The sequence below is a fragment of the Amycolatopsis sp. PSD-21 genome (assembly GCF_055561455.1).
In genome coordinates this window covers 4,747,288-4,760,469 of record NZ_CM145712.1, presented here as the reverse complement: position 1 = coordinate 4,760,469, position 13,182 = coordinate 4,747,288, and the positions used below count along the sequence as shown (strand labels likewise).

General features: G+C 69.7%; 13 protein-coding genes. 11 read left to right on the top strand and 2 right to left on the bottom strand.

The annotated features are described in order from the left end of the window. On the bottom strand, positions 1–1,353 hold the full coding sequence (locus ACZ1DY_RS22505; RefSeq protein WP_465480722.1) for an MFS transporter: 1,353 nt from the start codon (positions 1,351–1,353) through the stop codon (positions 1–3). A 423-nt stretch (positions 1,354–1,776) separates the two neighbouring features. On the opposite strand from ACZ1DY_RS22505, the gene ACZ1DY_RS22500 reads away from it, so the two are divergent. The 8 genes from ACZ1DY_RS22500 to ACZ1DY_RS22465 are packed head-to-tail and all read left to right on the top strand — an operon-like array spanning position 1,777 to position 8,671. After that, positions 1,777–3,246 (top strand): 2-hydroxymuconic semialdehyde dehydrogenase, encoded by a 1,470-nt coding sequence (locus ACZ1DY_RS22500; RefSeq protein WP_465480721.1) that lies wholly within the window; start codon positions 1,777–1,779, stop codon positions 3,244–3,246. Next, positions 3,243–4,034 carry a 2-keto-4-pentenoate hydratase gene (locus tag ACZ1DY_RS22495; RefSeq protein WP_465480720.1) on the top strand — a complete coding sequence of 264 codons (792 nt, stop codon included), beginning with the start codon at positions 3,243–3,245 and terminating at the stop codon, positions 4,032–4,034. Before ACZ1DY_RS22500 ends, ACZ1DY_RS22495 begins: the two co-directional genes overlap by 4 nt. Continuing rightward, positions 4,031–4,963, top strand: a complete 933-nt coding sequence (locus ACZ1DY_RS22490; protein ID WP_465480719.1) for an acetaldehyde dehydrogenase (acetylating) — start codon at positions 4,031–4,033, stop codon at positions 4,961–4,963. The genes ACZ1DY_RS22495 and ACZ1DY_RS22490 overlap by 4 nt, the downstream gene beginning before the upstream one ends. Next, entirely contained in the window at positions 4,960–5,967 is a 1,008-nt protein-coding gene (gene dmpG, locus ACZ1DY_RS22485) for a 4-hydroxy-2-oxovalerate aldolase (RefSeq protein ID WP_465480718.1), read from the top strand. Before ACZ1DY_RS22490 ends, dmpG begins: the two co-directional genes overlap by 4 nt. Further along, entirely contained in the window at positions 5,964–6,731 is a 768-nt protein-coding gene (locus ACZ1DY_RS22480) for a 2-keto-4-pentenoate hydratase (RefSeq protein WP_465480717.1), read from the top strand. Before dmpG ends, ACZ1DY_RS22480 begins: the two co-directional genes overlap by 4 nt. Beyond that, positions 6,728–7,156 carry a RidA family protein gene (locus ACZ1DY_RS22475; protein ID WP_126733028.1) on the top strand — a complete coding sequence of 143 codons (429 nt, stop codon included), beginning with the start codon at positions 6,728–6,730 and terminating at the stop codon, positions 7,154–7,156. Before ACZ1DY_RS22480 ends, ACZ1DY_RS22475 begins: the two co-directional genes overlap by 4 nt. Continuing rightward, complete coding sequence (locus ACZ1DY_RS22470) at positions 7,153–7,674, top strand: 3-hydroxyanthranilate 3,4-dioxygenase (RefSeq protein ID WP_257486570.1); 522 nt, start codon at positions 7,153–7,155, stop codon at positions 7,672–7,674. Before ACZ1DY_RS22475 ends, ACZ1DY_RS22470 begins: the two co-directional genes overlap by 4 nt. A gap of 1 nt (position 7,675) precedes the next feature. Further along, on the top strand, positions 7,676–8,671 hold the full coding sequence (locus tag ACZ1DY_RS22465) for an amidohydrolase family protein (protein WP_126733026.1): 996 nt from the start codon (positions 7,676–7,678) through the stop codon (positions 8,669–8,671). A 5-nt stretch (positions 8,672–8,676) separates the two neighbouring features. Here the strand turns inward: ACZ1DY_RS22465 and ACZ1DY_RS22460 are convergent, their stop codons facing one another. After that, positions 8,677–9,600: a LysR substrate-binding domain-containing protein gene (locus tag ACZ1DY_RS22460; RefSeq protein ID WP_126733025.1), complete on the bottom strand. Its 924-nt coding sequence runs from the start codon at positions 9,598–9,600 to the stop codon at positions 8,677–8,679. 26 nt (positions 9,601–9,626) lie between these two features. Here ACZ1DY_RS22460 and ACZ1DY_RS22455 point away from each other — a divergent pair, with 26 nt between their 5' ends. The 3 genes from ACZ1DY_RS22455 (at position 9,627) to ACZ1DY_RS22445 (ending at position 13,181) form a co-directional block, all read left to right on the top strand. Further along, entirely contained in the window at positions 9,627–10,802 is a 1,176-nt protein-coding gene (locus ACZ1DY_RS22455; RefSeq protein ID WP_465480716.1) for a carboxylesterase family protein, read from the top strand. Positions 10,803–11,095: 293 nt separating this feature from the next. Continuing rightward, positions 11,096–12,811, top strand: a complete 1,716-nt coding sequence (locus ACZ1DY_RS22450; protein ID WP_465480715.1) for a cation:proton antiporter — start codon at positions 11,096–11,098, stop codon at positions 12,809–12,811. 58 nt (positions 12,812–12,869) lie between these two features. Further along, positions 12,870–13,181 (top strand): ArsR/SmtB family transcription factor, encoded by a 312-nt coding sequence (locus ACZ1DY_RS22445; RefSeq protein ID WP_065917074.1) that lies wholly within the window; start codon positions 12,870–12,872, stop codon positions 13,179–13,181. The last annotated feature ends 1 nt before the right edge of the window (position 13,182 follow it).

Genomic DNA, 13,182 nt, shown 5'->3' with positions numbered 1-13,182 from the left:
CTATTGATCGTCGAGCCCGGCCGGGTGGGTGTTCACGGACAGCGGAACCGCGTCGCGGTCGCGCGGTCCGTCCACTGTGGATTCCGCGGCGCGGGAAGGGGGCAGCCGGAACAGGGCGACCGCGCTGATCATGCTGACGCCGCAGATCGCGGCCAGGTACCAGGTGATGCCGGTGGTCGAACCGGTGGCGTTGAGCACCGCGGTGGCGATCATCGGGGCGAGCCCGCCGCCGAGGATCGCGCCGCCCTGCAGCAGCAGCGACATACCGGAGAACCGGACGTTGACCGGGAAGGTGTCCGCGATGATCGCGCCCTGCACGCAGTGGGTGATCGGGACGACCAGGCCCATCCCCGCGAGGGCGAGCATGGCGAGCCCGGTGTCGCCGCTGTTCAGCAACGGGAAGAACGCGAGACACCACAGCAGGAGCGCGGCCGAGCCGGCGATGAACATCGTGCGCCTGCCGTGGCGGTCGGCGATGCGGGTCCAGATCGGGATGGTGGCGAACCACAGCACCGCCGATCCGGTCACCGACAGGATCAGGAACTGCCGGTCGTAGTGGAGGTTCTGGCTTCCGTAGGACAGGGTGAAGACCATGAAGACGTAGGCGACCGCCGAGTTCGCCACGCCGACCAGCAGGGTCAGTGCGAGCCTGCCGAAGCCGACCTTGAACGCGGCGCCGAGCGGGAACCGGACCACCTTGTCGTTCCGGGCCACCTGCGTGAACGACGGTGATTCGGTGATCTTCAGCCGGATCATCAGTCCGATCGCGACCAGCACGAAGCTCAGGAGGAACGGGATCCGCCAGCCCCACGCGGCGAACGCGTCGGCGGGCATCACCGCGCTGCTGCCCAGGAAGAGCAGATTCGCCAGCACCAGCCCGGCCGGGGTGCCCATCTGCGGGAACCCGGCGTACCGGTTCCGTTGGCCGTCGGGCGCGTGTTCCATCGACATCAGGGTCGCTCCCGCGCCTTCGCCGCCGAGCCCGATGCCTTGCACGATCCGCATCGCGACCAGCAGGATCGGCGCCCAGATGCCGATCGCGTCGAAGTTCGGGATCAACCCGATCAACGTGGAGCCGACGCCCATCAGCATCAGCGACACCACCAGCGTGGACTTGCGGCCGATCCGGTCACCGAAGTGACCGAACACCAGACCGCCGAGCGGGCGGGCGATGAACCCGACGGCGAAGGTGCTGAACGCGGCGAGAGTGCCGACCGTGGGACTCAGCGAGGGGAAGAACTGTTTGTTGAAGATCAGCGCGGACGCGGTGCCGTAGAGGAAGAAGTCGTACCACTCGAGGGTGGTCCCGGCGAGCGTGGCGGCGGCGATCTTGCGGGGCGCGGGTGCGTTCATCTGCGAAAACCCAATCGACTCAGGCGACAGCCGATCGCGGCTGCTGGCGATTGGGCAGAAGCCTGACACCGTGAGGCATAGGCCACAAATGCCGAATTGCCGGTCTGTCATGCCCGAACTGGTATAGCTCGGGCGGCGGCGCGAGGCCGGACCCGCGACACGCTCACCGAACCGGTCGTGAGTGGCGATTCGGGTTAGAACCCGAATCGCCACTCACGACCACGGTGACCCACCCAGTACCGCGCCCCTTCACGGGTCAACGCGACGTCGCTCCCCGCCACGTGTCGTCCGTCTGATCACACGAGTTGCCCTTTGTGCTCCGTGAGTCGAGGCAGGAGACCCACTCCGGTATGCCTTAATAGGTATGGCTGACGAGCAGATTCGCATTTGTTCCGCATGGCGCGGCCGGACAGAGTGAACGGCATGACGCAGCCAGTGCGGTGGATCCGCAACTTCGTGGACGGTGAGTTCGCCGAGCCGGACGGGCCGGGGTTCCCGGCGGTCGATCCGGCGACGGGCGCGGAGTTCGCCCGGGTGCACGAGGCCGGCCGGGAGCTGGTGCACCGCGCGGTCACCGGCGCCCGCGCGGCGTTGCACAACGGCTGGGCGGACACCCCGGTGCGGGAGCGGACCGCGTTGCTGCGCCGGGCGGCGGACCGGATCGAGGCCCGGTTCGAGGAGTTCGTCGCGGCCGAGGTCGCGGACACCGGAAAGCCCGTCATCCAGGCCCGCGAATTGGACGTGGCCCGCGCGGTGGCGAACTTCCGCACGTTCGCCGACGTGATCGCGGCCGCCGGCCAGGAATCGTTCGTCACCGATCTGCCCGGCGGGGCGCAGGCGCTGAACTACGCGGTGCGCAAGCCGCTCGGCGTGGTCGCGGTGATCGTGCCGTGGAACCTGCCGCTGCTGTTGCTGACCTGGAAGGTCGCGCCCGCGCTCGGCTGCGGCAACGCGGTCGTCGTCAAGCCGAGCGACCAGACCCCGTCCACCGCGACCCTGCTGGCCGAGGTGCTGGCCGAGGTCGGTTTGCCCGCGGGTGCCTACAACGTGGTGCACGGCTTCGGCGGCGACTCGGCGGGGCAGTACCTGACCGAGCATCCCGGTATCGACGGGGTGACGTTCACCGGCTCGTCCGCCACGGGGACCCAGGTGATGCGCACGGTCGCGCCCCGGGTCCGGCCGGTGTCGTTCGAGCTCGGCGGGAAGAACGCCGCCATCGTGTTCGAGGACGCCGATCTCGACGAGACGCTCGCCGGGCTGACCCGGTCGGTGTTCGCGAACACCGGGCAGGTGTGTCTTTGCACCGAGCGGGTGTACGTGCAGCGCTCGGTGTTCGACGACGTGGCTGCTGGTCTGGTGGAGCAAGCGCGCGGCTTGCGGCTCGGTGACCCGTCGGCGGAGCGGACGACCACCGGCCCGCTGATCTCACCGGAGCACCGGCGCAAGGTGCTGGACTACCTCGCGCTGGCCGAGGAGGCCGGCGCCAAAACCCTGACCGGCGGCGGGATTCCCGAGCTCGGTTCGGAACTCGACGGCGGCTCGTGGCTGGAGCCGACCCTCTGGACCGGCCTGACCAACAAGGACCGGCCGGTGCGCGAGGAGATCTTCGGCCCGGTGGCCGCGCTGATCCCGTTCGACACCGAGGACGAGGCGATCGCGCTGGCCAACGACACCGAATACGGGCTGGCTTCCTCGGTGTGGACGCAGGACCTGCGCCGGGGACACCGCGTCGCGCAGGCCATGCACGTCGGCATGTCCTGGGTGAACACCTGGTTCCTGCGCGACCTGCGCTCGCCGTTCGGCGGGATGGGGCTTTCCGGGATCGGCCGGGAGGGCGGCGCGTCTTCGCTGCACTTCTACACCGAGCCGACGAATGTGTGTGTGCGGCTGTGACCGCGGCGATCGAGGCGGCCGCCGCCCGGCTGGCGACCGCGGCGAGCACCGCGAGCCCCTGCCCGCCGGTGCGGGAATTCCTCGGCGCGGAAGACGTCGACGCGGCCTACGCGGTGCAGCGCAGGCTCCGTGACCAGCGGGTCGAGGCAGGCGCCAGGGCGGCCGGGGCGAAGATCGGGCTGACCGCGCCTTCGGTGCAGCGTCAGTTCGGCGTGTACCAGCCGGACTTCGGCGTGCTCTTCGACGACATGCTGTACGCGCACACCGAACCCGTCCCGTACCGGCGGTTCCTGCAACCCCGTGCGGAGGGCGAGATCGCGTTCGTGCTCGGCCGCGATCTGGACGTGCCGGGTGCGTCGGTCGCGGACGTGTTGCGGGCGACCGAGTTCGTGCTGCCCGCGATCGAGATCGTCGACTCGCGCATCGGCGCCTGGGATCTCTCCATTGTGGACACGGTGGCGGACAACGCGTCCAGCGGCGCGGTGGTACTGGGCTGCACCCCGTTCTCGCTGACCGGCCGGGATCTCGCCGCGACCGGGATGACGTTGGAGCTGAACGGTGAACCGGTGTCGTTCGGCGCGGGCCACGCCTGCCTCGGGTCGCCGGTGGCCGCGGTCGCCTGGCTGGCCAGGGAGCTGGCCGCTCGCGAGCAGCCGTTGCGGGCGGGCGACGTGGTGATGTCCGGGGCGCTCGGCCCGATGGTGCCGGTCACGGGAGCGGGCCGCTTCCGGCTGCGGCTGGACGGACTCGGTGAGGTCGACGCGGTGATCGAGGAGGAGATTCAGTGACAGCAACGGTTCCGGTCGCCGTCATCGGCTCCGGCAACATCGGCACCGATCTGATGATCAAGGTGCTGCGGTTGTCGAAGACGCTGCGGATGGCCGCGATGGCGGGTATCGACCCGGCGTCGGACGGGCTGGCCAGGGCGGCCAGGCTCAAGGTGGCCACCACCCACGGCGGTATCGACGGCCTCGCCGCGCTGCCGGAGTTCGCGGATGTGCGGGTGATCTTCGATGCGACATCAGCCGGTGCGCACCGACGGCACGCCGAGGTGGCCGAAACGCACGGCAAGCTGATGATCGACCTGACCCCGGCCGCGCTCGGCCCGTTCGTGGTGCCGCCGGTGAACCTCGACGAGCACCTCGCCGCACCGAACGTGAACATGGTGACCTGCGGCGGACAGGCCACCATCCCGATCGTGGCCGCGGTGTCCTCGGTCGCGCCGGTCGCGTACGCCGAGATTGTCGCGTCGATCTCGTCCCGCTCGGCGGGACCGGGCACCAGGGCGAACATCGACGAGTTCACCGAGACCACCGCGGCCGCGATCCGCGAGGTCGGCGGCGCCGCGATGGGCAAGGCGATCATCGTGCTGAACCCGGCCGACCCGCCGATCGTCATGCGGGACACGGTGTACTGCCTGGTCGAGGGCGAGCCGGACCGGGAAAAGATCGCCGCGTCGGTCGGGCAGATGGCCGACCGGGTGCGCGAGTACGTGCCCGGCTACACACTGAAACAGGAAGTGCAGTTCGACCCGGTGACCCGGCAGTGGGTGCCCGAGCTCGGCCGGGAGATCTCCGGGCTGAAGGTCTCGGTGTTCCTCGAAGTGCTCGGCGCGGCCCACTATCTGCCCGACTACGCGGGAAATCTCGACATCATGACCTCGGCGGCGCTGCGCACGGCCGAGCGGATCGCCGAACTGAGGGGGTGGCTCGGATGAAGGTCTACCTCCAGGACGTGACCTTGCGCGACGGTATGCACGCCATGGGGCACGCGTACACAGTGGACCAGGTCCGGCGGATCGTGTCCGCAGTGGACAAAGCCGGGGTGGCGGCGATCGAGGTCGCGCACGGCGACGGGATCGGCGGCTCCAGTGCGACCTACGGATTCGGCGCGCACACCGACGAAGAGTGGATCTCCGCGGCCGCGGAGGTGATCGAGAACGCCACGCTGACCACGTTGCTGCTGCCCGGTATCGGCACCATCGGACAGCTGCGCCGCCTCCGGGACCTCGGGGTGCGCAGCGTGCGGATCGCCACCCACTGCACCGAAGCCGACGTGGCCGCGCAGCACATCGCCTGGGCTCGCGAGCACGGCATGGACGTGTCCGGCTTCCTGATGATGAGCCACCTCTCCACGCCGGCCGCGCTCGCCGAGCAGGCCAGGCTGATGGAGACCTACGGCGCGCATTGCGTGTACGTCACCGATTCCGGCGGGCGGTTGACGATGAACGGGGTCGCCGAGCGGATCGACGCGTACCGGCAGGTGCTCGACGAGCGGACCGAGATCGGCATCCACGCGCACGAGAACCTCTCCCTTTCGGTGGCGAACAGCGTGACCGCGGTCGAGCACGGCGCCTACCGGGTGGACGTCGCGCTGGCCGGGCAGGGCGCGGGGGCGGGCAACTGCCCGGCCGAGCCGTTCGTCGCGGTCGCCGACCTGCTCGGCTGGGAGCACGGGGCGGACCTGTTCGCGTTGCAGGACGCGGCGGACGACCTGGTCCGCCCGCTGCGGGAACGGCCGGTCCAGGTGGACCGCGAGACGCTGACCCTCGGATACGCCGGCGTCTACTCGAGCTTCCTGCTGCACGCCGAGCGCGCGGCCGCCCGCTACGGACTGGACACCCGGCGGATTCTCACCGAGGTCGGCAGGCGGAAGCTGGTCGGCGGGCAGGAGGACATGATCGTGGACATCGCACTCGACCTGGTACGGAGCGGCACATGATGGCCATCGCGGAGATCTCGGCGCTCGCCGATCGGCTGGACACCGCGCAGACGTCGCGCGTGGACACGCCGAGCCTCGCCGACGATCACCAGTTCGACATCGCCGACGCGTACGCGATCCAGGCCGAGCTGGTGGCCCGCCGGGAGGCGCGTGGCGAGCGGGTGCTCGGGGTGAAGCTGGGGCTGACCAGCAAGGCGAAAATGGCGCAGATGGGCGTGTCCGAGGTGATCGCCGGCAGGCTCACCGACGCGATGCGGGTCGCCGACGGCGGCGAGGTCTCGTTGGCGGGCTTCATCCATCCCAAGGTGGAGCCGGAGGTCGCGTATCGGCTGGCCCGCGACATCGATCTCGCCGACCCGGCGTTCGACGTGGAGTCCGCGGTGGACGCGATGGCCCCGGCGATCGAGATCATCGACTCCCGGTACCGGGATTTCCGGTTCACCCACACCGATGTGGTCGCCGACAACACCTCGGCCGCCGGGTTCGTGCTCGGTCCGTGGCGCGCGTTCGGCGAGGCGGCGAACCGGGCGGTGCGGCTGCGCTCCGGGGACCGCGAGGTGATCGGCTCGACGTCGGCGATCCTCGGCGATCCGGTTCGCGCGCTGCACGCGCTGGTCGAGCTGTGCAGGAAACGGGACATCCCGCTGCGGGCCGGGCAGGTCGTGCTGGCCGGGGCGGCGACCGAGGCGGTGCCGTTCGTGCCCGGCGTCGCCGAGGCGGACATCGCCGGGCTCGGCCGGGTCTCGGTGCGGGGGCTGGCATGAGCGGGCGGGTGATCTCCGGGCTGGCCAAGCCGAGGGGCCGCTTCCCGCATGTGAAGGTCGCGGGAGATCTGGTCTTCGTGTCAGGTACCAGTTCACGACGTCCGGACAACACGTTCGCCGGAGTCGAGGTGGACGAACTGGGCACCACGAACCTGGACATCCGCGCGCAGACCCGCGCGGTGATCGAGAACATCCGCGGCATCCTGCACGAGGTCGGCGCCGACCTCGCCGACATCACGCAGATCACCACGTTCCTGGTTTCGATGAACGATTTCGGCGGCTACAACGAGATCTACGGCGAGTACTTCGACGAAACAGGCCCCGCCCGCACCACGGTCGCCGTGCATCAGCTGCCGCATCCGCATCTGCTGATCGAAATCCAGGCGATCGCCCAGCTACCGAAAGACACGGAGGTTCCGCGATGACCGGCATTCCCGAGGTCGTCAATTTCCAGGCCTGGATCGCCGAGCACGAGCATCTGCTCAAGCCGCCGGTGAACAACCGGACCATGGCGCTGGGCAAGGATTTCATCGTGCAGATCGTCGGTGGGCCGAACCAGCGCACCGACTTCCACGTCGACCCCTACGAGGAATGGTTCTACCAGCTCAAGGGCAACATGCACGTGAACGTCATGACCGACGAAGGCCAGAAGACCGTCCGGATCTCCGAGGGCGACACGTGGTTGCTGCCTGGCGACATCCCGCACTCGCCGCAGCGTCCCGAAGCCGACTCGATCGGCCTGGTCATCGAGCGGGTCCGCGAGGAGGGCACGCTGGAGAAGTTCCAGTGGTACTGCCTCGAATGCAACGCGCTGGTGCACGAGGTGGAACTCCAGGTGCGTGACATCGTCGAGGATCTGCCGCCGGTCTTCACCGCGTTCTACGGCGACGAGCAGGCCCGCACCTGCGACGGCTGCGGCGCCCTCCACCCCGGGAAGGGCTGAGATGACCGGCCTGATCGACATCCACACGCATTACGTGCCGAACGGCTGGCCGGATCTGCGCGCGGACGCCGGGCCGGACGCGCCGTGGTTGCGCGCGGAGACCGAGTCCCAGGCGATGATCATGATGGGGGAGAAGGAGTTCCGCCGGATCGGCGCGGACTGCTGGAACGCGGAGACCCGGCTGCTGGACATGGACGCCGACGGCGTGCGCACCCAGGTGGTCTCCCCGACGCCCGCCTTCTTCAACTACGGCCGGACCGCCGAACAGGCGGGCCGGATCGCCCGGATCTTCAACGACCTGGCGCTGGAGATCGTCGCGCCGGCGCCGGACCGGCTGATCCCGTTCTGCCAGGTCCCGTTGCAGGACACCGACGCGGCGTGCCGCGAACTGGAACGCTGCCTGGCCGCGGGGCATCGCGGGGTGGAGATCGGCAACCACGTCGGCGACCAGGATCTCGACAGCGCCGGGGTGGAGACCTTCCTGCAGCACTGCGCGTCGCTCGGCGTTCCGGTGTTCGTGCATCCGTGGGACATGGCCGATTCGCCCCGGCTGGACCGGTGGATGGCACGGTGGCTGACCGCGATGCCCGCCGAGACGCATCTGTCGATCCTGGCGCTGGTGCTCGGCGGGGTCTTCGACCGGATCGACCCGAGTCTCAAGATCTGCTTCGCCCACGGCGGCGGGTCGTTCGCCTTCTGGCTCGGCCGGATGGAGAACGCCTGGCATCGGCGGAACGACGTGATCGGCACCTCGGAGTTCCCGCCGTCGCACTACCTCGACCGGTTCCACGTCGACTCGGTGGTCTTCGACGAGCGGGCGCTGCGGCTGCTCGTGGACACGCTCGGTGCCGAGCGGGTGATGGTCGGCAGCGACTACCCGTACCCGCTCGGCGAACGCCCGGTCGGCGAGGTGGTGCGCAAGAGCGCCTTCCTGAGCGAGACCGAGCGGCGGCTGATCACCAGTGGGAACGCCGAACGTTTCCTGTCACTGTCGTGACTGTCCTAATGCGACATTCCGGTGGCGACGTCGGTCAGGCTGCGGATCAGCGCATCCACCGACGGGCTGAGCGTGCGCTGGGCGGGCAGGGTGAGCCCGACGCTGTGCCCGATGGGTTCCAGCGCCAGCGAGACCCTGGTGATCCTCGGATCGTCCTTGGTGATCAGGCTCGGCAGCGCGGCGATCACGTCGGTCTCCAGCAACAACTGCCGCACGGTCAGGAAAGAGGTGGTCTCCACGCGGTTCGCGGGCAGCGGGAAACCGTTGCGGGTGAACAACTGCTCCAGCTCGCGGCGCAGCGCGGTCTCCGCTCCGGGCAGGATCCACGGATACTCGGCGAGATCGGCCAGCTCGACGCCGGTCGCGCCCGCCAGCGGATGCGCGTTGCGCACCACCAGATCCACCGACTCGTCGTACAGCTTGCGCCGCTCGATCCGCTCGTCCGAAGGCGCTGTCAGCCTGCCGATGATCAGGTCGACCCGGCCCGCTTCCAGCTCGACCAGCAGGGCTTCGGGAGAACCCTCCCGGACCACGATGGTCAGGTACGGCCGCTCGGTCTTGATCGCCGCGATCGCGCGTGGCAGCAGCATGTTCGACCCCGCGAGGTGCGTGCCGACCACCACCGTGCCGCGCTCGGCGTCGGCCAGCTCGGCGACGTGCCGCCCGGCCTGTTCGAGCTGGGCGAGCACCGCGCGGGCGTGTCCGGTGAACGCCTCGCCGAACACGGTCGGGGTGATGCCGCGCGGGCCGCGTTCGAACAACCGCACGTCGAGGATCTCTTCGAGTTCGTGCAGACTTCGGGTCGCCACCGGCTGCGTCACGTGCAACTCGGCGGCGGCCCCGACCACGGTGCCCTGCCTGGCCAGCGCGTCGAGCAGGACGAGGTGGCGGAACTTCAGTCGGCCGTCCAGCAGGCGAGGCAAGATCACCCGCCGATCCTACCCGCGAGGTGCGTATGACCACGATTGTCCGAACCGGACCGATCCGCTATGCCACAGCGGCACGGTTCGCCCTGCCGGCCGGCGTTTCGGAGCAGACGCCGTCCAGCGGAGAGATCAGTCCTCAACCACCGTCCCGGCTGGACCGCGTGATGGGGCCGCCGCGCGATCGCCTCCCGCAGGGCGAGGACTGTCTCAACCTGACGGTCACCACTCCGGGCTTGGATGACGGACGCAGGCCGGTGCTGGTGTGGCTGCACGGCGGCGGCTTCTCCAGCGGTGGCGGGTTCCTCGACTGGTACGACGGCGGCGCGCTGGCGGCCGAAGGCGACCTGGTGGTGGTCGGCGTCAACTACCGGCTCGGCGCGCTCGGTTACCTGTACCTGGACGGCGTCAGCCCCGGCAACCTCGGGCTGGCCGACCAGCTGGAGGCGCTGCGCTGGGTGCGGGCCAACATCGCGGCCTACGGCGGCGACCCGGACAACGTGACGGTCGCCGGGCAGTCGGCGGGCGGCATCTCCATCCGGCTCCTGATGGACCTGCCCGAGGCTCGCGGCCTGTTCCGCCGGGCGATCCTGCAGAGCGCGCCGCTCGGCCTCGCCACCCGGCGGCCCGAGCACGCGGCGAAACTCGGCCAGGTGTTCGCCGACGCGCTCGGCAGCGACCCGCACGCCGCCGGGATCACGGAAATCCTTGCCGCGCACAAGGAGACCGCGCTGACCAACCTGCGGCTCACCGGCGACCCGATGGAACCCGCGTTCGTTCCCGTGGACACGCTGGACAAGTCGTCCTTCGTGGACAATGTGCGCGACCTCGACGTGCTGTACGGCTGGAACGCCGACGACATGACCGCGTTCCCCGGTGCCGCGGGCACCGACGAGATCTACGTCGAACCGCTGGCCGCTTTCGGCGACCGCCTGCGCTCGGCCGGAGCCGGCGTCTGGTCGTACCGGCTCGACTGGCGGCCCGAAGGGTCGGAGTTCGGCGCTACCCACTGTGTCGAGCTGCCGCTTCTGCTGGGCACCCGGCGTGCTTGGCAGGACAGTCCGATGCTCGGCAAGGTCCCGTGGCCCGAGGTCGACGCCTTCGGCGCCGCCCTCCGCTCCGTCTGGGCGACCTTCGCCCGCACCGGAACCCTCGACCCCACTCCGGTCGCGGGCCACCCCATCAGGTTCAATCCCGAACTCGCGTGATTGAAGCCGTAACTCGCGTGATTGAGTTCGGCGTACCGCGCCGCGTCGGCCGGATGGTTTCCGCAGGATCCGCTGGTTCCGTGTCGGCTGGCTGTCTTCGTGACGACGTGCAGGATGTGGGTGCGGAGCCCGCCGCGCGCACTGGACGTACAGCAGCCGGTCGGTCACCGGTTTGGGCGGTCAGACCGGGGACCGCCCTACCCCGACCTTAATGCTCCGACTTGCGGGTGCGGTGCCGTCGTGTCACCAATGGACACGTTCGGAGTGCCGCGAACGCGAGAGGACACGTGCCGGTGAACTTGACTCTCGTCGCCGTGCTCGGCGTCGTCATCATCGTGGTGGTGGCCGCGTTCTCCGAACGGCTGAACCTGGCCGCTCCGCTGAGCCTCGTGGTGGCCGGGATCGGGCTGAGCTTCCTGCCGGGTGTCCCGCATCCGGAGGTCGAACCCGAGCTGATCCTCGCCGGGGTGCTCCCGCCGCTGCTGTATTCGGCGGCGGTGAACATGCCGATGGTCGACTTCCGGCGGAACATCCGGCCGATCACCGGCCTCGCGGTCCTGCTCGTGGTGGGGACGACGCTGGGCGCGGGCTGGCTGTTCCACTGGCTGGTGCCGGGGATCGGGTGGCCTGCCGCGTTCGCGCTCGGCGCGGTCATCAGTCCCACCGACGCCGTCGCGGCGACGTCCGTGGGACGGCGGCTCGGCCTGCCACCTCGGTTGCTGACGGTGCTCGAAGGCGAAGGGCTGGTCAACGACGCCTCGGCGCTCGTGCTGCTGCGGTCCGCGGTCGCCGCGGTGGCCGGATCGGTGTCTGTCTGGGGCGTCGTGGGCGAGTTCGCGTTCTCGGTCGTCGTGGCGGTCGGGATCGGGATCCTGGTCGGGATCGTCAACGTCCGGGCGCGTGCCTTGCTGGGCAATGCCGTGCTCAACACCGCCATCTCGTTCGTGGTCCCGTTCATCGCCTTCGTGCCCGCGGAGGAGGCCGGTGCCTCGGGCGTGCTCGCCGTCGTCGTCGCCGGTCTGGTGACCGGACACCTCGCCCCACGGCATCTGCGCGCGACGGACCGCCTCGCCGAGACCGTCAACTGGCGTACCGCGGCTTTCCTGCTGGAGAGCGGGATGTTCCTGCTCATGGGCCTCAGCGTGAAAACCCTCATCGACGAGGCGCACGAGGACGGTTCGAGCGTCTGGCGAGCGCTCGCCATCGGCCTGGCCGCGTCGGCGCTCGTCATCGTCGCGCGCGTCGTCTTCGTCGGGCCGCTGGTCGCCGGCCTGTACCGCGAGCAGCGGAAAGCCGCGCGCTTCAAACCACGGCTGGAAACGACACAGGCGGTGCTGCGGGGCGACGAGTCGAATCCCGCCGTCACCGAGCGACTGGACAAGGCGTCACCGAGACGGGTGGCGCATTTCCGGAAACGGCTGGATCGTGCCGCCGTCGACGTCGAGTTCCGGCTCACCGAGACCCTGGGCTGGCGCGGTGGCGTGGTGCTCGGCTGGGCGGGGATGCGCGGTGCCATCACCCTCGCGGCGGCGCAGACCCTTCCGCAGGACACCCCGGATCGCGCCCTGCTGGTCCTGATCGCCTACGTGGTGGCGACCACGACGCTGCTGGTGCAGGGAATGACGCTCCCGGCGGTCATCCGCGCGGCGCGGGTGCCCGCGGAGGATCCGGACCGGACGCGCCAGGAGTACGTCCGGCTCATGACCGAGCTCGCCGACGCGGCGAAGTCCGTTTTGGACGATCCGGCCGAAGGGCCGTTCAGTGACGCGGTCCTGGACAGGGTGCGCTCGGACGTACGCGTCCCGGGCAAGGCGCCAGTCGGCCGCTCGGCTTCGGACGTCCAGCAATATCTGCGGCTGCGCCTGCGCGTCCTCACCGAGCAGTCCGAGCGTCTTCAACGGGCCCGGTCGAGCGGCGGGTACAGCTCGGAGACGTTGAGCCGGGCGCAAACCGCCCTCGACGTGGAGATGGCGCGCCTCGAGCAGCTGGCGGACAAACCGGCTTCCTGAGCCATGAAGGATTGGGGATTGGAGCCCGCGTGTATGCCACTTCGGCTATATTGCTGTCATGGCATCTACCTTCGCCGTGCTGGCGGATCCGAGTCGCCGGGAGATCCTCGACCTGCTGCGTGAACGCGAGCAGCCGGTCGGCGACCTCGTCGACCGGCTGACGCTGACCCAGCCGACCGTGTCGAAGCACCTCAAGGTGCTGCGCGAGGCCGGCCTGGTCGAGGTGCGCACGGACGCCCAACGCCGCTGGTACCGCGTCAACCCGCGCCCGCTGGCGGAGGTCGAAGCCTGGCTCGCGCCCTACCGCGCGATGTGGGAGAAGAGCCTGGACGCACTCGAACGCCGACTCGACGAGATCGAAGGGGACTGAC

What these genes read in the sequence shown, in the direction of transcription:
- ACZ1DY_RS22480 (WP_465480717.1), top strand. Translation starts at nt 5,964, where the DNA reads ATGATGGCCATCGCGGAGATCTCGGCGCTCGCCGATCGGCTGGACACC.
- ACZ1DY_RS22475 (WP_126733028.1), top strand. Translation starts at nt 6,728, where the DNA reads ATGAGCGGGCGGGTGATCTCCGGGCTGGCCAAGCCGAGGGGCCGCTTC.
- ACZ1DY_RS22455 (WP_465480716.1), top strand. Translation starts at nt 9,627, where the DNA reads ATGACCACGATTGTCCGAACCGGACCGATCCGCTATGCCACAGCGGCA.
- ACZ1DY_RS22445 (WP_065917074.1), top strand. Translation starts at nt 12,870, where the DNA reads ATGGCATCTACCTTCGCCGTGCTGGCGGATCCGAGTCGCCGGGAGATC.
- ACZ1DY_RS22470 (WP_257486570.1), top strand. Translation starts at nt 7,153, where the DNA reads ATGACCGGCATTCCCGAGGTCGTCAATTTCCAGGCCTGGATCGCCGAG.
- ACZ1DY_RS22500 (WP_465480721.1), top strand. Translation starts at nt 1,777, where the DNA reads ATGACGCAGCCAGTGCGGTGGATCCGCAACTTCGTGGACGGTGAGTTC.
- ACZ1DY_RS22465 (WP_126733026.1), top strand. Translation starts at nt 7,676, where the DNA reads ATGACCGGCCTGATCGACATCCACACGCATTACGTGCCGAACGGCTGG.
- ACZ1DY_RS22505 (WP_465480722.1), bottom strand. Translation starts at nt 1,353, where the DNA reads ATGAACGCACCCGCGCCCCGCAAGATCGCCGCCGCCACGCTCGCCGGG.
- dmpG (WP_465480718.1), top strand. Translation starts at nt 4,960, where the DNA reads ATGAAGGTCTACCTCCAGGACGTGACCTTGCGCGACGGTATGCACGCC.